Origin of the sequence: Burkholderia cepacia (assembly GCF_001718835.1) — a bacterium.
Classification (GTDB): domain Bacteria; phylum Pseudomonadota; class Gammaproteobacteria; order Burkholderiales; family Burkholderiaceae; genus Burkholderia; species Burkholderia cepacia_F.
In genome coordinates this window covers 2,506,111-2,524,770 of sequence record NZ_CP013443.1, presented here as the reverse complement: position 1 = coordinate 2,524,770, position 18,660 = coordinate 2,506,111, and the positions used below count along the sequence as shown (strand labels likewise).

At 65.3% G+C, this 18,660-nt stretch carries 19 protein-coding genes and 1 pseudogene; 15 read left to right on the top strand and 5 right to left on the bottom strand.

Features of this window, described 5'->3' with window-relative positions; genetic code table 11:
- Positions 1 to 20 precede the first annotated feature (20 nt).
- Positions 21 to 92 (top strand): annotated as a pseudogene (locus tag WT26_RS38930) (ion transporter); the annotation flags it as partial.
- A 116-nt stretch (positions 93 to 208) separates the two neighbouring features.
- Positions 209 to 1,969, top strand: a complete 1,761-nt coding sequence (gene lpdA, locus WT26_RS14885) for a dihydrolipoyl dehydrogenase (protein WP_069273168.1) — start codon at positions 209 to 211, stop codon at positions 1,967 to 1,969.
- Between the two features lie 249 nt (positions 1,970 to 2,218).
- On the opposite strand, the gene WT26_RS14880 is transcribed toward lpdA, so the two are convergent.
- A complete protein-coding gene (locus tag WT26_RS14880; protein WP_069273167.1) occupies positions 2,219 to 2,785 on the bottom strand; it encodes a phasin family protein in 567 nt (188 codons plus the stop codon).
- Positions 2,786 to 3,440: 655 nt separating this feature from the next.
- On the opposite strand from WT26_RS14880, the gene pbpG reads away from it, so the two are divergent.
- Positions 3,441 to 4,571 (top strand): D-alanyl-D-alanine endopeptidase, encoded by a 1,131-nt coding sequence (gene pbpG / locus WT26_RS14875; RefSeq protein ID WP_069273166.1) that lies wholly within the window; start codon positions 3,441 to 3,443, stop codon positions 4,569 to 4,571.
- Between the two features lie 70 nt (positions 4,572 to 4,641).
- Here the strand turns inward: pbpG and WT26_RS14870 are convergent, their stop codons facing one another.
- Positions 4,642 to 5,451: an IclR family transcriptional regulator gene (locus WT26_RS14870; RefSeq protein WP_069273165.1), complete on the bottom strand. Its 810-nt coding sequence runs from the start codon at positions 5,449 to 5,451 to the stop codon at positions 4,642 to 4,644.
- Positions 5,452 to 5,634: 183 nt separating this feature from the next.
- Between WT26_RS14870 and WT26_RS14865 the strand changes: the two genes are divergently transcribed.
- The 12 genes from WT26_RS14865 (at position 5,635) to iscX (ending at position 14,759) form a co-directional block, all read left to right on the top strand.
- Positions 5,635 to 6,357 (top strand): (Fe-S)-binding protein, encoded by a 723-nt coding sequence (locus WT26_RS14865; protein WP_069273164.1) that lies wholly within the window; start codon positions 5,635 to 5,637, stop codon positions 6,355 to 6,357.
- A gap of 34 nt (positions 6,358 to 6,391) precedes the next feature.
- Positions 6,392 to 7,801, top strand: coding sequence for a lactate utilization protein B (locus tag WT26_RS14860; RefSeq protein ID WP_059532054.1), 1,410 nt, complete (start codon positions 6,392 to 6,394; stop codon positions 7,799 to 7,801).
- Positions 7,802 to 7,930: 129 nt separating this feature from the next.
- Positions 7,931 to 8,158, top strand: a complete 228-nt coding sequence (locus WT26_RS14855) for a hypothetical protein (RefSeq protein ID WP_042584374.1) — start codon at positions 7,931 to 7,933, stop codon at positions 8,156 to 8,158.
- 101 nt (positions 8,159 to 8,259) lie between these two features.
- Positions 8,260 to 8,742, top strand: coding sequence for a low molecular weight protein-tyrosine-phosphatase (locus WT26_RS14850; RefSeq protein ID WP_069273163.1), 483 nt, complete (start codon positions 8,260 to 8,262; stop codon positions 8,740 to 8,742).
- A gap of 120 nt (positions 8,743 to 8,862) precedes the next feature.
- On the top strand, positions 8,863 to 9,402 hold the full coding sequence (iscR, locus tag WT26_RS14845) for a Fe-S cluster assembly transcriptional regulator IscR (protein ID WP_009691731.1): 540 nt from the start codon (positions 8,863 to 8,865) through the stop codon (positions 9,400 to 9,402).
- A 65-nt stretch (positions 9,403 to 9,467) separates the two neighbouring features.
- On the top strand, positions 9,468 to 10,691 hold the full coding sequence (locus WT26_RS14840) for an IscS subfamily cysteine desulfurase (RefSeq protein WP_034188941.1): 1,224 nt from the start codon (positions 9,468 to 9,470) through the stop codon (positions 10,689 to 10,691).
- Between the two features lie 68 nt (positions 10,692 to 10,759).
- Positions 10,760 to 11,167, top strand: a complete 408-nt coding sequence (iscU, locus tag WT26_RS14835; RefSeq protein ID WP_006481982.1) for a Fe-S cluster assembly scaffold IscU — start codon at positions 10,760 to 10,762, stop codon at positions 11,165 to 11,167.
- A gap of 63 nt (positions 11,168 to 11,230) precedes the next feature.
- Positions 11,231 to 11,554: an iron-sulfur cluster assembly protein IscA gene (gene iscA / locus WT26_RS14830; RefSeq protein WP_011885413.1), complete on the top strand. Its 324-nt coding sequence runs from the start codon at positions 11,231 to 11,233 to the stop codon at positions 11,552 to 11,554.
- 94 nt (positions 11,555 to 11,648) lie between these two features.
- Positions 11,649 to 12,176 carry a Fe-S protein assembly co-chaperone HscB gene (hscB, locus tag WT26_RS14825; RefSeq protein WP_069273773.1) on the top strand — a complete coding sequence of 176 codons (528 nt, stop codon included), beginning with the start codon at positions 11,649 to 11,651 and terminating at the stop codon, positions 12,174 to 12,176.
- A gap of 54 nt (positions 12,177 to 12,230) precedes the next feature.
- Entirely contained in the window at positions 12,231 to 14,099 is a 1,869-nt protein-coding gene (hscA, locus tag WT26_RS14820; RefSeq protein ID WP_059731099.1) for a Fe-S protein assembly chaperone HscA, read from the top strand.
- Between the two features lie 89 nt (positions 14,100 to 14,188).
- A complete protein-coding gene (gene fdx, locus WT26_RS14815; protein ID WP_011352558.1) occupies positions 14,189 to 14,530 on the top strand; it encodes an ISC system 2Fe-2S type ferredoxin in 342 nt (113 codons plus the stop codon).
- Positions 14,531 to 14,549: 19 nt separating this feature from the next.
- The gene (gene iscX, locus WT26_RS14810; RefSeq protein WP_039364760.1) at positions 14,550 to 14,759 is read left to right on the top strand and encodes a Fe-S cluster assembly protein IscX; all 210 of its coding nucleotides are present in this window, start codon (positions 14,550 to 14,552) and stop codon (positions 14,757 to 14,759) included.
- A gap of 133 nt (positions 14,760 to 14,892) precedes the next feature.
- Here the strand turns inward: iscX and WT26_RS14805 are convergent, their stop codons facing one another.
- The 3 genes from WT26_RS14805 to prfB form a co-directional block, all read right to left on the bottom strand.
- Positions 14,893 to 15,636: a glycine zipper 2TM domain-containing protein gene (locus WT26_RS14805; protein WP_069273162.1), complete on the bottom strand. Its 744-nt coding sequence runs from the start codon at positions 15,634 to 15,636 to the stop codon at positions 14,893 to 14,895.
- A 254-nt stretch (positions 15,637 to 15,890) separates the two neighbouring features.
- On the bottom strand, positions 15,891 to 17,417 hold the full coding sequence (lysS, locus tag WT26_RS14800) for a lysine--tRNA ligase (protein WP_059532068.1): 1,527 nt from the start codon (positions 17,415 to 17,417) through the stop codon (positions 15,891 to 15,893).
- A gap of 82 nt (positions 17,418 to 17,499) precedes the next feature.
- Positions 17,500 to 18,604 (bottom strand): peptide chain release factor 2 gene (gene prfB / locus WT26_RS14795; RefSeq protein WP_111941483.1). Its coding sequence is split into 2 segments (ribosomal slippage): positions 17,500 to 18,522 and positions 18,524 to 18,604, totalling 1,104 coding nucleotides; the frame shifts between segments, so codons are not numbered across the junction.
- Positions 18,605 to 18,660: the final 56 nt, after the last annotated feature.

Below are 18,660 nucleotides of genomic sequence, written 5' to 3'. Positions count from 1 at the left end.
CTTTCATGACGGTCTGCTAGCGTCGCCCCTGCGCGGGGCGGCGGTCACTTTTCTTTGTCTTGCCAAAGAAAAGTAACCAAAAGAAAGGCGCGTCCTTGGGCGGACGGCAAAGGTGGTTCTGCCCATGCCCCCGTTCTCCAGTCAGGCCGTAGTTCACTCGCGAGTTTCTCCCTCTCTCTGTCTGCAGCTAATCAAGAAGGGGACAGTAATGAGTCTCATCGAAGTCAAGGTTCCGGATATCGGCGATTTCAGCGGCGTCGATGTCATCGAAGTCAACGTGAAGCCGGGCGACGTGATCGAAAAAGAGCAGACGCTCATCACGCTCGAATCGGACAAAGCCTCCATGGAAGTGCCCAGCGACGTCGCCGGCACCGTCAAGGAAGTCAAGGTCAAGGCCGGCGAGAAAGTCTCGCAAGGCACCGTCATCGCCATCGTCGAAGCGGCAGCCGCTGCCGCGGCGCCCGCGAAGGCCGCCGAGCCGGCCAAGCCCGCAGCGCCGGCCGCGCCCGCAGCCGCTCCGGCGGCCGCGCCGCAGGCAGGCAGCTATGCCGGCGCCGCCGACATCGAGTGCGACATGCTCGTGCTCGGCGCCGGCCCCGGCGGCTATTCGGCCGCGTTCCGCGCAGCCGACCTCGGTATGAAGACGGTGCTCGTCGAACGCTATTCGACGCTCGGCGGCGTGTGCCTGAACGTGGGCTGCATCCCGTCGAAAGCGCTGCTGCACACGTCGCTCGTCGTCGAGGAAGCCGCGGCGCTCGCATCGCACGGCATCACGTTCGGCAAGCCGGAAATCGATCTCGACAAGCTGCGCGACTTCAAGGGCGGCGTCGTCAAGAAACTGACGACGGGCCTCGCCGGCATGGCCAAGGCACGCAAGGTCGAAGTGGTCACGGGCGTCGGCGCATTCGTCGATCCGTTCCACATGGAAGTGCAGGGCGAAAACGGCAAGAAGGTCGTCAGGTTCAAGCAGGCGATCATCGCGGCGGGCTCGCAGGCCGTGAAGCTGCCGTTCATGCCGGAAGACCCGCGCGTCGTCGATTCGACCGGCGCGCTCGAACTGCGCCAGCTGCCGAAGCGCATGCTCGTGATCGGCGGCGGCATCATCGGCCTCGAAATGGCGACGGTGTACTCGACGCTCGGCGCCGAGATCGACGTCGTCGAAATGATGGACGGCCTGATGATGGGCGCGGACCGCGATCTCGTGAAGGTCTGGGAAAAGTACAACGCGAAGCGCTTCGGCAACGTGATGCTGAAGACCAAGACGGTCGGCGCGGAAGCGAAGGAAGACGGCATCTACGTGAAGTTCGAGGGCGAGAAGGCCCCGGCGGAAGCGCAGCGCTACGACCTCGTGCTGGTCGCGGTCGGCCGCAGCCCGAACGGCAAGAAGATCGGCGCCGACAAGGCGGGCGTCGCCGTCACGGATCGCGGCTTTATCGACGTCGACAAGCAGATGCGCACGAACGTCCCGCACATCTTCGCGATCGGCGACGTCGTCGGCCAGCCGATGCTCGCGCACAAGGCCGTGCATGAAGGCCACGTCGCAGCGGAAGCCGCGCACGGCGAGAAGGCGTATTTCGATGCACTGCAGATCCCGTCGGTGGCCTACACCGATCCGGAAGTGGCGTGGGCCGGCAAGACGGAAGACCAGTGCAAGGCCGAAGGCATCAAGTACGGCAAGGCGGTGTTCCCGTGGGCCGCATCGGGCCGCGCGATCGCGAACGGCCGCGACGAAGGCTTCACGAAGCTGATCTTCGACGAGGAAACCCATCGCGTGATCGGCGGCGGCATCGTCGGCCTGAACGCGGGCGACCTGATCAGCGAAGTGTGCCTCGCCGTCGAGATGGGCGCGGACGCGGAAGACATCGGCAAGACGATCCATCCGCACCCGACGCTCGGCGAATCGGTCGGCATGGCCGCCGAACTGTACGAAGGCGTCTGTACGGACCTGCCGCCGCAGCGCAAGAAGTAACGCATCGCTGCAATGCCGCCGGCGCCGCCGCGCGCCGGCACAGCAAAACGGCGCTTCCCGCAAATCGGGGAAGCGCCGTTTTTTGCGTTTGTTCAGTCGGGGGCGGGGCGACGCTGTCCGGATGATCGCGCAAGGACCGGATGCAGCGGAGCCGACAGGACCGTCGAGCTCCCGCAGCCGCGTCGGTCGCGCCCCAAAAAAGAAAAGCCGCGCTGGGCGCGGCCTTTCCGGAGCGACGGAAGCGCTGGCTTACGCAGCCGGCTTGGTTGCGCGGCGCGATGCAGCGGCGCTGGCAGCCTTCGTTGCGACGGCAGCAGCGGCGTTGAAGTTCGTTTCAGCGATTTCGACGGCTTGCTTCGTGGCCTTCTGAACCGTTTCGTACGTGGTGTTCGCGGCGTTCAGTGCCGACTTCAGTGCGGCGACAGCCGTTTCCGAACCGGCCGGGGCGTTCTTCGCGACGTTGTCGACGAGTGCCTGGACCTTCTTGTTCTGCTCTTCGAATTGCGCTTCTGCAACCTTCGCGAACTCGGCTTGCGTCGACGATGCGATTTCGTACAGGTGACGACCGTACGACAGCACCTTTTCCGCGACCGGCTGCGACAGGCTGGCTTGCAGTGCGATCAGTTCCTGTGCGTCCTTCACCGACAGCAGGCGCTGTGCGTTTTCCTGGCCTTCGGCCAGCGTCGACTTCACGACCTGCAGGTTGAGTTCGATCAGCTTTTCGACGCCTTCGAACGCCTTGGTCGTCAGACCGAACAGGCTTTCGAGGTTGGCTTTCTGTGCAGCGGCGATTTGCTCGGGGGTCAGCAAGGACATGTCCAGCTCCTGAAAAGCGATCGCGTCGATCGCAGGGTAAAGGGCACTACGACGGGGAACCTCGGATGCGCGTGCTTTGTGCAACGCAGCAATGAGGCCTATTTTAGGGCAGAGAAAACGGATGTCAAGTATTTTTTGTGCGTTGCACAATCGCGACAAATTATCGATAAAACAACGAGTTATCGTCGCGTTAAGGAAACGGTTCCACGCGCTTTCCCACATGGTGCGCACGCACCGCGCGCACGTCGGCCGCACCAGGATCGCGCGCAGGTAAACCTGACAGGGGGGTGGAACGTTGTGCTCTTGTTCTTGTCGAAAAGCGCGCCGTTTCGTGCGGCTCGGGGCGAAGTGCCTTCGCCAGGGCCCGACACGCGCGCAGTTTGGCGCTCCGAGCGCCGGATACGTAGTTTCCCCGCTTTAAATCGCCTCCGAAGTGACGTTATCTCAATTAACCGAGGGGTAATCGGGATACGAGCACTGTGGGGCTGTGCACCCGTCATGATTTTTTTTGATGGGGGCGGGGGTGTCGATCGATCGAAGCTTCGATGACGCTTACATTCCGGTTTAACGACGATCGGTAAGTGCCTAATATTGCTCTTTTTTTCAGCTTTAACTACACTTGCGGAAACCTCCCGCCCGCTTTGTCCAGACCCCAATGAAAGCCGAATCGTTTTCACCGCGCAGATTGTTGCAGAGCATGACGCTCGGCACGGCTGTGTCGGTCGCTGTCGCCTTGCTGGCGACCACCGCGTCCGTCACGCCCGCTGACGCTTTTGCCGCCACTGCGAAGACCCAGCAAGCCGCCAAGAAGAAAGCGACTGCTTCGTCCGCGAAGAAGTCGGTGAAATCGGCGTCCGCCGACGACGCGCCGCGCGCGAAATCGGCACGCAAGCGCGCGACGCTTGCCGCGAACGTGCGCCACCACGGCGCGGTTCGCAAGGTCGCGTTCCAGCCGCGCCGGCAGAGCGTCGGCCAGGCGTTCGGCCTGCACGACACGCCGGACGCGCTCGCGCTGCGTTCGAGCGTCGCGTACGTCGTCGACCAGAATTCCGGCGAGCCGCTGTTCGACAAGAATTCGCACGCCGTCGTGCCGATCGCGTCGATCTCGAAGCTGATGACCGCGATGGTCGTGCTCGACTCGAAGGCGCCGATGGCCGACCAGATCGAAGTCACCGACGAAGATCGCGACTACGAGAAGGGCACGGGCTCGCGCCTGTCGGTCGGCTCGGTGCTGTCGCGTGAAGACATGCTGCACATCGCGCTGATGGCGTCGGAAAACCGCGCGGCCGCCGCGCTGTCGCGTTATTACCCGGGCGGTCGTCCGGCGTTCATCGCCGCGATGAACGCGAAGGCGAAGTCGCTCGGCATGGCCGATACCCATTTCGAGAATTCGACCGGCCTGTCGAGCTCGAACGTGTCGAGCGCGCGCGATCTGGTGAAGATGGTCAATGCGGCGTACCAGTACCCGATGATCCGTCAGTTCTCGACCGATCGCAGCTACGAGGTGTACACGGGCAAGCGCAATCTCGCCTACAACAGCACGAACGCGCTGATCCGCGGCAACGGCTCGTGGGACATCGGTCTGCAGAAGACGGGCTTCATCAACGAAGCGGGCGAATGCCTCGTGATGCAGGCGACGATCCACGGCCGGCCGATGGTGATGGTGCTGCTCGATTCGTTCGGCAAGTATTCGCGTTTCGCCGACGCGGCGCGCCTGCGCAACTGGCTCGACGCCGGCGGCGGCGAGCGCCTGACGGCGGCCAATGCGTCGAACGGCGGCACCTGAAAAGCCGCATCCAGCAAAAAGCCCCGCGTCGCGGGGCTTTTTTTCGTCCAATGAATCGCGCGGCGGCGGTTCAGGCCTGCCGCTGCAGGCCGTCCAGTTCCTTCGCGTTTTCCGGCCGGTAGCCGAGCGATTCCGAAATGGTGAGGGCAGTACGGCTCAACTGGCCGAGCCACGCATCCTGGAGACGATCGGCCGGCGCCGACAGCGACAGGCCCGCGACGAGCTTGCCCGAATCGTCGTAGATGCCGGCCGCGATACAGCGCACGCCGAGCTCCAGTTCCTCGTTGTCGCGTGCGCACGATTGCTGGCGGACGATCGTCAGCTCGCGCTCGAGCTTCGCGATATCGGTGATGCTGTTCTGCGTGTGGCCGGACAGCCCCGTGCGCGTCGCATAGGCGCGCACGCGCGACGTTTCGTCGGCTGCAAGGAACAGCTTGCCGACCGACGTGAGGTGCAGCGGCGCGCGGCCGCCGATCGCACGGACGACCTGCATCCCCGAGCGCTCCGAATACGCGCGCTCGATGTAGACGATCTCGTCGCCCTGGCGCACCGACAGGTTCACGGTCTGCCCGGTGAGACGGTGCAGCTCGCGCATCGGCATCAGCGCCGCGTCGCGTACCGACAGGCGTGCCTTCACGAGGTTGCCGAGCTCCAGCAGCCGCATGCCGAGGCGATACGTGCCGGGATCGGAGCGGTCGACGAGGCGGCAGGTCACCATGTCGTTGAGGATGCGGTGCGCCGTAGACGGGTGCAGCTCCGTGCGCTGCGCAAGTTCCTTCAGGCTCACGGGGTCACTGTGCGCGGCGAGCGCGTCCAGCAACCGCATCATGCGTTCGATCACCTGGATCGACGTTTTGGAATCCGGGGTGGGTTGGCTCATGTCGGGGGAGAAATCGGTTGACGCGGCAAGCGGTGTTGCAACGATTGTATCTCGTATCGTGAAAAAAGCGAACGCCGTTCGAGGAAGTCCTCGTTTCGCGCAGGGCGGGCTTGCACGCGAGCCGGCGTTGGTCTCGCCGGCCAAACGGCGGATAATGAGAGCCGTTTTCTCGAAGGAGCACGTATGCGAGTCGGTTTGTTCGTGACCTGCCTGGTCGATCTGATGCGTCCGGAAATCGGTTTTTCGGCGCTCAAGCTGATTCGCGACGCCGGCTACGAGGTGATCGTGCCGCCCGCGCAGACCTGCTGCGGCCAGCCGGCCTACAACTCGGGCGACCGCGCGCTCGCCCGCGATCTCGCGGAAAAGACGCTGCGCGAGTTCGAGCAGTTCGATTACGTCGTCGCGCCGTCGGGTTCATGCGGCGGGATGATCCGCGCGCACTACGGCGACCTGTTCCGCGACGACCCCGAGCTGATGGGGCGCTACACGCGGTTCCAGCAGAGGGTCCATGAACTGACCGATTTCCTGGCGAACGTCGCGAAGGTCTCGCTCGCGCCGGGTGAATTCACGGGGCCCGTCACCTATCACGATTCGTGCTCGGGCCTGCGCGAGCTCGGCGTGAAGGCACAGCCGCGCGCGCTGCTTGCGCAGCGCGGCGTCGCGGTCACCGAGATGAAGGACTGCGAGCACTGCTGCGGCTTCGGCGGCACGTTTGCGGTGAAGTACGGCGACATCTCGGCGGCCATCGCGGACGAGAAGTGTGCGAACGTGCGCGCGTCGGGCGCGGGCGCCGTCGTGCTCGGCGATCTCGGCTGCATGCTGAACATCGAAGGGCGGTTGCGCCGCACCGGCGACCGCGACACGCGCGTGCTGCACGTCGCGCAGGTGCTGGCGGGCGACGTCTGACGCCCGGTTCCGCTCACTTTTCCCCGATACCGCGATGCAAGTCCAATCGATGCATTTCAAGGCGCGCGCCGGCCAGAAGCTGGCCGACCAGCGCCTGCAGCAGAACCTGAAGAAGCTGTCGACGAAGTTCGTGTCCGCGCGCGCCGACGCGATGACCGCGATCGACTTCCCGGCCACGCGGGCCGCGCTGAAGGCGCGCCGCAACCGCGCGCTGGAGAACCTCGACGTGTGGCTCGAGGCATTCGAGCGCGAGGCGACGCGGCGCGGCACGACGGTGCTGTTCGCCGAAACGACGGCGGACGCGGCGCGGCTCGTGGCCGACATCGCGCGCCGCCACGACGTGAAGAAGGTCATCAAGACCAAGTCGATGGTGTCGGAGGAAATGCGCCTGAACGCGGTACTCGCGGAAATGGGCGTGCAGTCGATCGAGACGGATCTCGGCGAATACATCCTGCAGATCAACGACAACGAGCCGCCGAGCCACATCATCGCGCCCGTCGTGCACAAGGACAAGGACGAGATCGCCGACCTGTTCGCGCGCACGCACCACCGCGAGCGGCTCACCGAGATTCCGGACATGACGCGGGAGGCGCGCGAGGTGCTGCGCCCGCATTTCATGTCGGCCGACATGGGCGTGACCGGCGGCAACTTCGTGATTGCCGAGACCGGTTCGGTCGCGATCGTGACGAACGAAGGGAACGAGGGGATGTGCACGGTGATGCCGCGCGTGCACGTGGCGGTGACGGGTATCGAGAAGGTGCTGCCGACGCTCGAGGATCTCGCGACCGCGATGCGCCTGCTGCCGCGCTCCGCGACGGGGCAGAAGACGTCGAACTATTTCTCGCTGCTGACCGGGCCGCGCGGGCCGGACGACGAGGACGGCCCCGAGCACAACTACGTGGTGCTCGTCGACGGCGGCCGCACGGGGCTGATCGGCGGCGAGTTCCAGGAGATGCTGCGTTGCATCCGCTGCGGCGCATGCATGAACCATTGTCCGGTTTACCAGAAGGTCGGCGGCCATGCGTACGGCTGGGTCTATCCGGGGCCGATGGGGTCCGTGCTGACGCCGAGCTACGTCGGGCTCGATCGCGCGCTGGATCTGCCGCAGGCCGCGACGCTTTGCGGAGAATGCGACAGCGTCTGCCCGGCCGGGATTCCGTTGTCGCATCTGTTGCGCACGCTGCGCGAGAAGCAGGTCGAGCGGCACCTGCGGCCGTGGCGCGAGCGGGCGGCGCTCGCTGCATGGGGTTTCGTCGCGCGGCGGCCGATGCTGTACGCGCTGACGACGAAGCTTGCGGTGCGCGTCCTCGAGCGGCTGGGCGCCGGCGGCACGCTGCGGCGCCTGCCGATGATGGGCGGCTGGATGGATACGCGCGACATGCCGACCCCGACCGGGCGCACGTTCCGCGAGCTGTACGCAGCGTCGCAAAGCCACCTCGGCTGACGACTGTTCATCCGGCGACAACAGTGCGTTCGCTATTTGGATATTTATCTCGATAGATGCGGTCTATAGAATCTCGTCTGTAGTCCCCGGAATTGGGTTTCGGGGTACGAGGTCAAGGAGGTCCGCATCATGAAAAAGACAATATCGATGTACTGGCCGCTGGCAATCGTCGTTCCGCTCGCGGCTGCCGCTTATCTGCACGCCGTCGGCGACGCGCCGTCGCGTGGCCCGCTCGCGGTTCACCAGGCATCCGCCGAACTGGCGCGTGCGGTGTCGTTCGGGCTGGTCGACGACGTGGCGAAGCCGTTGCCCGCCGCAGCCGGCGGTGTCGTGCTCGCCGCACCCAAGGCGCTTTGACGCAGGTCGCCGTCGCGTGGCGCGACGGCGCGATTCCGGTCGCCTTTGTATAATGGCGTGCTCTTCTCCCGCGCGGTTCGCCGCGGCTTTCCGATAGTGCGATGACCCGCGTTTCGATCTGTTTCGTCTGTCTCGGCAACATCTGCCGTTCGCCCACCGCGGAAGGCGTGATGCGTCACCAGGTCGATGCGGCCGCGCTGGCGGACCGGATCGCGATCGATTCGGCCGGCACCGGCGACTGGCATGTCGGCGAGCCGCCCGACGTCCGTGCCCAGGCGGCGGCACGCACGCGCGGCTACGACCTGTCGGCGCTGCGCGCACGACAGGTGAGCGCGGCGGATTTCGAGCGCTTCGACCTGCTGCTCGCGATGGACGAGGCGAATCTCGCGGAGCTGCGCCGCCGCTGTCCGCCGCAGCATCTCGACAAGGTGCGCCTGCTGATGGAATTCGCGTCCGGCGCGACAGCGTCCGAGGTTGCCGACCCTTATTTCGGCGGCGCGCAGGGCTTCGAGCGGGTGCTCGACCAATGTGAGGCCGCGTGCCGCGGCTTGCTGGACACCCTGCGCCAGCGCGTGCCGCGCTGACTTCGGCCGGTTTTCATTAACCGTTTCGCGAATACCCTTTCAAAGACATGGATACTTGACTAAAAACGTCAAATATTTATACTTGACCAAAATCGTCAAGATTGCAGTCCCCTAGACACCATGAGACTCACCACCAAAGGCCGTTTCGCCGTCACGGCGATGATTGACTTGGCACTGCGCCAGGAGCAGGGCCCGGTGACGCTTGCAGGCATCAGCCAGCGCCAGCGGATTTCGCTCTCGTATCTCGAACAGCTGTTCGGCAAGCTGCGCAGGCATGAAATCGTCGAATCCGTGCGCGGCCCGGGCGGCGGCTACAACCTCGCGCGTCGCGCGCAGGACGTCACCGTCGCCGACATCATCATCGCGGTCGATGAACCGCTCGACGCCACGCAGTGCGGCGGCAAAGGCACGTGCGACGGCTCGAAGCAGCCCGACGGCCATTGCATGACGCACGAGCTGTGGTCGACGCTGAACCAGAAGATGGTCGAATACCTCGACTCCGTGTCGCTGCAGGATCTCGTCGATCAGCAGCGCGCACGCGAGGGCGCCCCTGCGGTGTTGCGCGATCGCCGCACGCCGGAGCCCGTCGCCGCACCGGCCGAGCCGGTGCGCACGATGCCGCTCGGTCCCAATTCGGTGTTCAACATCGCGAGTTCGTGAGCGCGAAGGCGCCCGCCATACCCCATAACGCACATAGTCCCTGCACAGAATTCCCGGAGCGACAGATGACCCAAGAGACTCTCCACCTGCCCATCTACATGGATTACAGCGCGACGACGCCGGTCGACCCGCGCGTGGTCGACAAGATGGTGCCGTACCTGCGCGAGCAGTTCGGCAACCCGGCATCGCGCAGCCACGCGTACGGCTGGGATGCCGAGCGTGCGGTCGAGGAAGCGCGCGAACAGGTGGCCGCGCTCGTGAACGCGGATCCGCGCGAGATCATCTGGACGTCCGGCGCAACGGAGTCGGACAACCTCGCGATCAAGGGTGCCGCGAACTTCTACAAGGGCAAGGGCAAGCACATCGTCACGGTGAAGACCGAGCACAAGGCCGTGCTCGACACGTGCCGCGAGCTCGAGCGCGACGGCTTCGACGTCACCTACCTCGACGTGAAGGATGACGGACTGATCGACCTCGACGTGTTCAAGGCCGCGCTGCGTCCGGACACGATCCTCGTGTCGGTGATGCACGTGAACAACGAGATCGGCGTAATCCAGGACATCGAGACGATCGGTGAAATCTGCCGCGAGAAGGGCATCGTGTTCCACGTCGACGCCGCCCAGTCGACCGGCAAGGTCGGGATCGATCTCGCAAAGCTGAAGGTCGACCTGATGTCGTTCTCGGCACACAAGACGTACGGCCCGAAGGGCATCGGCGCGCTGTACGTGCGCCGCAAGCCGCGTGTGCGCATCGAGGCGCAGATGCACGGCGGCGGCCATGAGCGCGGGATGCGTTCGGGCACGCTGCCGACGCACCAGATCGTCGGCATGGGCGAAGCGTTCCGCATCGCACGTGAAGAAATGGCGACGGAAAACGAGCGCGTCCGCATGCTGCGCGACAAGCTGCTGCGCGGCCTGTCGCAGATCGAGGAAACGTACGTGAACGGCGACATGGAACGCCGTGTCCCGCACAACCTCAACATCAGTTTCAACTTCGTCGAAGGCGAGTCGCTGATCATGGCGATCAAGGACGTCGCGGTGTCGTCGGGCTCCGCATGCACGTCGGCGTCGCTGGAGCCGTCGTACGTGCTGCGTGCGCTCGGCCGCAACGACGAGCTGGCACACAGCTCGATCCGCTTCACGGTCGGCCGCTTCACGACGGAGCAGGAAGTCGATTTCGTGATCAACCTGCTGAACAGCAAGATCGCGAAGCTGCGCGAACTGTCGCCGCTCTGGGAAATGCACCAGGAAGGCATCGATCTGTCGACGATCGAATGGGCCGCACACTGAGCGCCGGATTGAACATACCCGCGGGCGGATTCGCGCACGCAGACGTAACGAGTCAAGGAGTCTGAGTCATGTCTTACAGCAACAAGGTTCTGGATCACTACGAAAACCCGCGCAACGTCGGTTCGTTCGCGAAGGACGACGACACGGTCGGCACGGGCATGGTCGGCGCGCCGGCCTGCGGCGACGTGATGAAGCTGCAGATCCGCGTCGGCGCGGACGGCGTGATCGAAGACGCGAAGTTCAAGACGTACGGTTGCGGTTCGGCGATCGCGTCGAGCTCGCTCGTCACCGAGTGGGTGAAGGGCAAGACGCTCGACGAAGCACTGTCGATCAAGAACACGCAGATCGCCGAAGAACTCGCGCTGCCGCCGGTGAAGATTCACTGCTCGATCCTCGCGGAAGATGCGATCAAGGCAGCCGTGGCCGACTACAAGAAGCGCCACGACACCAAGGAAGGCGATCAGGCAGCAGCCTGAGCGGCATCGAGCGACCAGCTGGAACGCCGCGCACCGCGATCGGCGCGCCGCGGCAAGGACATCATGGCAATTACACTGACCGAAAAAGCAGCACAGCACGTCCAGAAATACCTCGTCCGTCGCGGCAAGGGTGTGGGCCTGCGGCTTGGCGTTCGCACGACCGGGTGCTCGGGGCTCGCGTACAAGCTCGAGTATGTCGACGAGCTGGCTCCCGAGGATCAGGTGTTCGAGAGCCATGGCGTGAAGGTGGTCGTCGATCCGAAGAGTCTCGCGTACATCGACGGCACCGAGCTCGACTTCGCCCGCGAAGGCCTGAATGAAGGGTTCAAGTTCAACAACCCGAACGTGAAGGACGAGTGCGGCTGCGGCGAATCGTTCCGCGTGTGACGCGGATCTCCGCGCGATGCGGGCAAGAGGCGGCACGGGCCGCCTTTTTAATGTGCGGCGTTTGCCGCGCGACGAACCGGAATTGAACGCGACGATGGTTTCGCTGAAAGACAGCCACTTCGACCTGTTTCACCTGCCGGCGCAATTCGCGCTCGACGAGACGGCGCTCGACGCCGCCTATCGGACGGTGCAGACGCAGGTGCATCCGGACCGCTTCGCGGCGGCCGGCGATGCGCAGAAACGCATCGCGATGCAATGGGCAACCCGCGCGAACGAGGCGTATCGCACGCTGCGCGATCCGCTGAAGCGCGCGTCGTATCTGTTGTCCCTGCGTGGTGTCGACATCGGTGCGGAAAACAACACTGCGATGGAGCCTGCGTTCCTGATGCAGCAGATGGAGTGGCGCGAAGGCATCAAGGATGCCGCGGCCGCCCGCAATGTCGACGCGCTCGACGCGCTGCTCGCCGAGTTGCGCGAAGAGCGGCGCATTCGCGTGGAGCGTCTCGGTACGCTGCTCGACAGCGGCGCCGATCAGGCGGCCGCCGAGGCAGTGCGCCAGCTGATGTTCATCGAACGGGTCGCGTCGGAAGTGGGCGCGCAGATCGAGCGCCTCGAAACTTAACCGCGTGCCTCGCGGCACGCGCAGCAAACGGGCCGAGCGCCCGAACGAACCAAGATGGCTTTACTGCAAATTTCCGAACCGGGCATGGCGCCGGCGCCGCATCAGCGGCGACTCGCCGTCGGGATCGATCTCGGCACGACGAACTCGCTCGTCGCGGCCGTGCGCAACAGCGTGCCGGAGGTACTGCCGGACGAAGCAGGCCGTGTACTGCTGCCGTCGGTGGTCCGCTACCTCGAAAAGGGCGGCCGCCGCATCGGCCACGAAGCGAAGGAGCAGGCCGCGACCGATCCGCGCAACACGATCGTGTCGGTCAAGCGCTTCATGGGGCGCGGCAAGGCCGAAGTCGAAGGCGCGGCGAACGCGCCGTACGAATTCGTCGAGGCGCCGGGCATGGTGCAGATCCGCACCGTCGACGGCGTGAAGAGCCCGGTCGAAGTGTCGGCCGAGATCCTCGCGACGCTGCGCTATCGCGCGGAAGATTCGCTTGGCGACGACCTCGTCGGCGCGGTGATCACGGTGCCTGCGTATTTCGACGAAGCACAACGCCAGGCGACCAAGGACGCCGCGCGCCTCGCGGGCCTCAACGTGCTGCGCCTGCTGAATGAACCGACCGCCGCGGCGATTGCCTACGGTCTCGACAACGGGGCTGAAGGCCTCTACGCGGTGTACGACCTCGGCGGCGGCACGTTCGACCTGTCGATCCTGAAGCTGACGAAGGGCGTGTTCGAAGTGCTGGCCGCGGGCGGCGATTCCGCGCTCGGCGGCGACGATTTCGACCACGCGCTGTTCGGTCACGTGCTCGCGCAGGCCGGCATCGATGCGAAGACGCTCGCGCCCGAGGACGTGCGCCTGCTGCTCGACCGTGTGCGAGTGCTGAAGGAAGCGCTGTCGTCCGAGCCGCAGGCGTCGCTCGACGTCACGCTGTCGGGCGGTGCGCATCTCGTGCAGACGATCTCGCACGACACGTTCGCGTCGCTCGTCGAGCCGCTCGTGCAGCGCACGCTCACGCCGACCCGCAAGGCGCTGCGCGACGCGCAGGTCACGCCGGCCGACATCAAGGGCGTCGTGCTCGTCGGTGGCGCGACGCGCATGCCGGTGATTCGCGACGCGGTCGCGAAGTATTTCGGCCAGCCGCCGCTCGTGAACCTCGATCCGGACCAGGTCGTCGCGCTCGGCGCGGCGATCCAGGCCGACCTGCTCGCAGGCAATCGCGGCAGCGGTGACGACTGGCTGCTGCTCGACGTGATTCCGCTGTCGCTCGGTGTCGAGACGATGGGCGGCCTCGTCGAGAAGATCATCCCGCGCAACTCGACGATTCCGATCGCACGCGCGCAGGAATTCACGACCTTCAAGGACGGCCAGACCGCGATGGCGATCCATGTCGTGCAGGGCGAGCGCGAGCTCGTCGCCGACTGCCGCTCGCTCGCGCGCTTCGAGCTGCGCGGCATTCCGCCGATGACGGCCGGCGCCGCGCGCATTCGCGTGACCTACCAGGTCGACGCGGACGGGCTACTGTCGGTGCTCGCGCGTGAGCAGCATTCGGGCGTCGAGGCGTCGGTCGTCGTGAAGCCGTCGTACGGCCTCGCCGACGACGACATCGCGAAGATGCTCGAGGACAGTTTCAAGACCGCCGAAATCGACATGCGCGCCCGCGCGCTGCGCGAAGCGCAGGTCGAGGCCGAGCGGATGCTCGAGGCGACGCAGGCCGCGCTGGCGGCCGACGGCGAGCTGCTCGATGCTGACGAGCGCACGCAGGTCGATGCGTTGGCCGCGGCGCTGCGCGCGGTCGCGCAAGGCGACGATACGAACGCGATCGAAGCGGCGACCAAGGCGCTGGCCGACGGTACCGACGAATTCGCGGCGCGCCGGATGGACAAGAGCATCAAGCGCGCGCTGTCGGGCCGCCGGCTCGACGAGATCTGAACTCACGAACTGCGCGTCGGCCGGTCACGGCCCGCGCGATATTGAACCGTGCGGCGCCTGGCGCCGCACCTTTGACTGACGGAACGGACATGCCTCAACTGGTGGTGCTGCCTCACGTCGAACTGTGCCCGGATGGCGCGGTGATCGACGCGACGCCCGGCAAGAGTATCTGCGACAACCTGCTCGAACACGGGATCGAGATCGAGCATGCATGCGAGAAGTCGTGCGCGTGCACGACGTGCCACGTGGTGATCCGCGAGGGCTTCAACGATCTGACGCCGTCCGAGGAGGACGAGGACGATCTGTTGGACAAGGCGTGGGGCCTCGAGCCGACGTCGCGCCTGTCGTGCCAGGCGATCGTGAAGGAAGATTCGGACCTGGTGGTCGAGATTCCGAAGTACTCGATCAACCACGCGAAGGAAAACCACTGACCTAAACCGGAGGCAGGCGATGAAATGGACCGATTCGCGTGAAATAGCCATTGCGCTGGCGGACAAGCACCCTGACATCGACCCGCAGCGGATCAACTTCGTCGACCTGCGCCAGTGGGTGCTCGAACTCGACGGTTTCAACGACGATCCCAAGCACTCGGGCGAGAAGATCCTCGAAGCGATCCAGGCCCACTGGATCGACGAATCGGACTTCGACGACGAAGACTGAGCACGGCGGGCGCCTGATGGCGCAAGCGGTTCGGAATAGAAAAACGGCTCGTGAGCGATCACGAGCCGTTTTCGTTTCCGGGTCACGTTGCCCGCGCACGACACGCGGGCAGGGGACCGATGCGACCAGGCGATTACGCGCCGACCAGCGTGCCGTTCTCGATCCGCACGCGCTGGCCCTGGCCGAAAGGCGGCGGGTTGTGGTACGTGAACGTGCGCGTCGCGCCGCTTTCCATCTGCACTTGCACCTGATAGTCGGTTTCCGCGCGCACCTGCTTCTCGACCTGGTTGCCGGCGAGACCGCCGCCCAGCGCGCCGATGATCGTCATCGCGGTGCGGCCGTTCCCGTGGCCGAACTGGTTGCCGAGCAGGCCGCCGGCTGCAGCGCCGCCCACGGCGCCGATCCCCGAGCTCTGTCCCGGCGTACGCGTCTGCGTGATCGCGACGACCGTGCCGCAGCTCTGGCAATAGGACGAAGACGGCTGCGCGTAGCCGCCGCCCTGCTGCGCGTACTCAGGCGGCCGCGGCGCCGTCGACGTATGGCGGCGATGGTGCGTCGGCGCCGGGCGCGGAGCCGGTTGAGGCTGGGCCTGGGCGACCGGCGCCTGCTGTTGTTGCACCGCTTGCTCGGCCGCGAGCTGCTGCGCTTGCGCAGCGCGTGCCGCACTGGCTGCCGCCGCCGTATCGACGGCCGGCTGCGATGCGATCAGCGCGGCCTGGGTCTGGCCGTTCTGTGCATTGCTGCTGCTGGCCTTCGGGAAGATGCCCGTGATCGCAGCCGTCGCCGCGAGGCTGGCGACGATGACGGCGCCGGCGGCGGTGGCGATGAGCGGGTGGAGGCGTTGCTTTTGCGGCGTGGTCTGATTCTGGTTGTCCATTTTGCTCTCCTCGCACGCAATCGTGCGTTGTTTTGCAAAAGGAGTGTCGTCCAGGCACAGGGCGGCCGCCGTATCAAGTTGTAACGATTCGCTGCCGGAGTTTGCGAACGGGCGTGCACCAGACCGGGCAAAAGCCGGCGTGAGGCCGAGATAAAAGGGGGAAGGAGCGATTGCCGGCGGACGCCGGCAGGCGGGATTTACGCGTCGTTACAAAGCTGACGCGTGCGCGCCGCAGGGCGCGCGGGCGCGGCGGATCAGTCTTCGCGGCGCAGATGCGGGAACAGCAGCACGTCGCGGATCGTCGGGCTGTCGGTCAGCAGCATCACCAGACGGTCGATACCGATCCCGCAGCCGCCGGTCGGAGGCATCCCGTATTCGAGCGCACGGATGTAGTCGGCGTCGAAGAACATCGCTTCCTCGTCGCCCGCATCCTTCTGCTCGACCTGCTTCTTGAAGCGTGCGGCCTGGTCTTCCGGATCGTTCAGCTCCGAGAAGCCGTTCGCGATTTCGCGGCCGGTCATGAACAGCTCGAAACGCTCGGTGATGCCCGGCACCGTATCCGATGCGCGTGCGAGCGGCGACACTTCGACCGGGTAATCGATGATGAAGGTCGGCTCCCACAGCTGCGCTTCGGCCGTTTCCTCGAACAGCGCGAGCTGCAGCGCGCCGGTACCCGCGTTCAGGAACGCCGGCTGCGACACGTCGACGCCGAAGCGCTTCAGTTCGGTGCGCAGGAACGCGTCGTCCGACAGCTGGCCGTCGGTGTAGTCCGGTGCGTACTTCTGGATCGCCTGCGTGATCGTCAGGCGATGGAACGGCTTCGCGAGGTCGAGTTCGCGGCCCTGGTACTGGATCGTCGCGGTGCCGAGCGCATCGATCGCCGCCTGGCGGATCAGTTGCTCGGTGAAGTCCATCAGCCAGCGGTAGTCGGTGTACGCGGCGTAGAACTCCATCATCGTGAATTCCGGATTGTGACGCGGCGACACGCCTTCGTTCCGGAAGTTACGGTTGATCTCGAACACGCGTTCGAAGCCGCCGACGATCAGGCGCTTCAGGTACAGCTCCGGCGCAATGCGCAGGAACATCTGCATGTCGAGCGCATTGTGATGCGTGACGAACGGCTTTGCCGCTGCGCCGCCCGGGATCGGGTGCAGCATCGGCGTTTCGACTTCCATGAACTCGGCGTTGTCCATGAACTTGCGGATCGATGCGATCGTCTTCGTGCGGGCGCGGAACGTGTCGCGCGTTTCCGGCGTGACGATCAGGTCGACGTAGCGCTGGCGGTAGCGCATTTCCTGGTCGGACAGGCCGTGGAACTTGTCCGGCAGCGGGCGCAGCGCCTTCGACAGCAGGCGCAGTTCCTTGCACTGGACCGACAGTTCGCCCTTGTTGGTGCGGAACAGCACGCCACGCGCGGCGACGATGTCGCCGAGGTCCCACTTCTTGAATGCGTCGTAGGTTTCCGCGCCGACGTCGTTCGGCGTCACGAAGAACTGGATCTGGCCCGAACCGTCCTGCACCGTCGCGAAGCTCGCCTTGCCCATCACGCGCTTGAGCATCATGCGGCCGGCGACCGACACCTCGACCGGGTTCGCTTCGAGCGCGGCCTTGTCCGAGTCGGCGAATTTCGCCTGCAGGTCGGCTGCGTGGTGCGCCGGCCGGAAATCGTTCGGGTAGGCGACGCCTTGCTCGCGCAGGGCGCGCAGCTTCTCGCGGCGCTCGGCGATGATCTGGTTTTCGTCCGCGGTGACGGCGGGCTGCGTTTGGGTCGGTTCGGTCATGATGGTCGGAATTCGGAGTGGGTGCGGCAACGCAAACGGGAAGGGCAAGGGGGCGCGACCCGGCCAGGCCGCGCCGCGGCGCTTACACGCCCTGTTTGAGGCTCGCGCTGATGAAGTCGTCGAGGTCGCCGTCGAGGACGGCTCTCGTATTGCTCATTTCGACGTTCGTGCGCAGGTCCTTCACGCGGCTCTGGTCGAGCACGTACGAGCGGATCTGATGGCCCCAGCCCACATCGGTCTTGCTCGATTCGAGCTTGTCCTGTTCGGCCTGGCGCTTGCGCATCTCGACTTCGTACAGGCGCGACTTCAGCATCGCCATCGCTTCGGCGCGGTTGCGGTGCTGCGAGCGGTCGTTCTGGCACTGCACGACGATGCCGGTCGGCATGTGCGTGATCCGCACCGCGGAGTCGGTCTTGTTGATGTGCTGGCCGCCCGCGCCCGATGCGCGGTACGTGTCGATGCGCAGGTCGGCCGGGTTGATCTCGACTTCGATCGAATCGTCGATTTCCGGATAGACGAATACCGACGAGAACGACGTGTGGCGGCCGCCCGACGAATCGAACGGCGACTTGCGCACGAGGCGGTGGATGCCCGTTTCGGTGCGCAGGAAGCCGTATGCGTATTCGCCCGAGACCTTGACCGTCGCGTTCTTGATGCCGGCGACGTCGCCGTCGGACTCTTCCAGCACCTCGGCCTTGAAGCCCTTGCGCTCGCAGTAGCGCAGGTACTGGCGCAGCAGCATCGACGCCCAGTCGCATGCCTCGGTGCCGCCGGCGCCGGCCTGGATGTCGATGAAGCAGTTGTTCGGGTCGGCCGGGTTCGAGAACATCCGGCGGAACTCGATATCGCCGACGCGCGCCTCGAGCTTCGCGGCGTCTTCTTCCGACGCGACGAGGGTGTCTTCGTCGCCTTCCTCGCGGGCCAGCTCGAACAGGTCGAGCGCGTCGCGCAGGTCGCCGTCAAGCGCGGTGAGCGTCGTGACGACGCCCTCGAGCAGCTTCTTCTCGCGACCGAGCGCCTGGGCGTTCTTCGAATCGTTCCAGACGTTCGGGTCTTCGAGTTCCTTGTTGACTTCGGTCAGACGCGCAGCTTTGGCGTCGTAGTCAAAGATACCCCCGAAGCTCGCCCGCGCGATTGCGCAGGTCGAGCAGGGAGCTTTCGATCGCGTTGAGACGTTCCGCTTCCATGATCGTTCGCTATTCTTGCTTCGTAAAAAAGCGGAATTATAGCCGATCGGGAGGGC

Coding starts and splice junctions, on each gene's coding strand:
- lpdA (WP_069273168.1), top strand. CDS start 209: ATGAGTCTCATCGAAGTCAAGGTTCCGGATATCGGCGATTTCAGCGGC.
- WT26_RS14880 (WP_069273167.1), bottom strand. CDS start 2,785: ATGTCCTTGCTGACCCCCGAGCAAATCGCCGCTGCACAGAAAGCCAAC.
- pbpG (WP_069273166.1), top strand. CDS start 3,441: ATGAAAGCCGAATCGTTTTCACCGCGCAGATTGTTGCAGAGCATGACG.
- WT26_RS14870 (WP_069273165.1), bottom strand. CDS start 5,451: ATGAGCCAACCCACCCCGGATTCCAAAACGTCGATCCAGGTGATCGAA.
- WT26_RS14865 (WP_069273164.1), top strand. CDS start 5,635: ATGCGAGTCGGTTTGTTCGTGACCTGCCTGGTCGATCTGATGCGTCCG.
- WT26_RS14860 (WP_059532054.1), top strand. CDS start 6,392: ATGCAAGTCCAATCGATGCATTTCAAGGCGCGCGCCGGCCAGAAGCTG.
- WT26_RS14855 (WP_042584374.1), top strand. CDS start 7,931: ATGAAAAAGACAATATCGATGTACTGGCCGCTGGCAATCGTCGTTCCG.
- WT26_RS14850 (WP_069273163.1), top strand. CDS start 8,260: ATGACCCGCGTTTCGATCTGTTTCGTCTGTCTCGGCAACATCTGCCGT.
- iscR (WP_009691731.1), top strand. CDS start 8,863: ATGAGACTCACCACCAAAGGCCGTTTCGCCGTCACGGCGATGATTGAC.
- WT26_RS14840 (WP_034188941.1), top strand. CDS start 9,468: ATGACCCAAGAGACTCTCCACCTGCCCATCTACATGGATTACAGCGCG.
- iscU (WP_006481982.1), top strand. CDS start 10,760: ATGTCTTACAGCAACAAGGTTCTGGATCACTACGAAAACCCGCGCAAC.
- iscA (WP_011885413.1), top strand. CDS start 11,231: ATGGCAATTACACTGACCGAAAAAGCAGCACAGCACGTCCAGAAATAC.
- hscB (WP_069273773.1), top strand. CDS start 11,649: ATGGTTTCGCTGAAAGACAGCCACTTCGACCTGTTTCACCTGCCGGCG.
- hscA (WP_059731099.1), top strand. CDS start 12,231: ATGGCTTTACTGCAAATTTCCGAACCGGGCATGGCGCCGGCGCCGCAT.
- fdx (WP_011352558.1), top strand. CDS start 14,189: ATGCCTCAACTGGTGGTGCTGCCTCACGTCGAACTGTGCCCGGATGGC.
- iscX (WP_039364760.1), top strand. CDS start 14,550: ATGAAATGGACCGATTCGCGTGAAATAGCCATTGCGCTGGCGGACAAG.
- WT26_RS14805 (WP_069273162.1), bottom strand. CDS start 15,636: ATGGACAACCAGAATCAGACCACGCCGCAAAAGCAACGCCTCCACCCG.
- lysS (WP_059532068.1), bottom strand. CDS start 17,417: ATGACCGAACCGACCCAAACGCAGCCCGCCGTCACCGCGGACGAAAAC.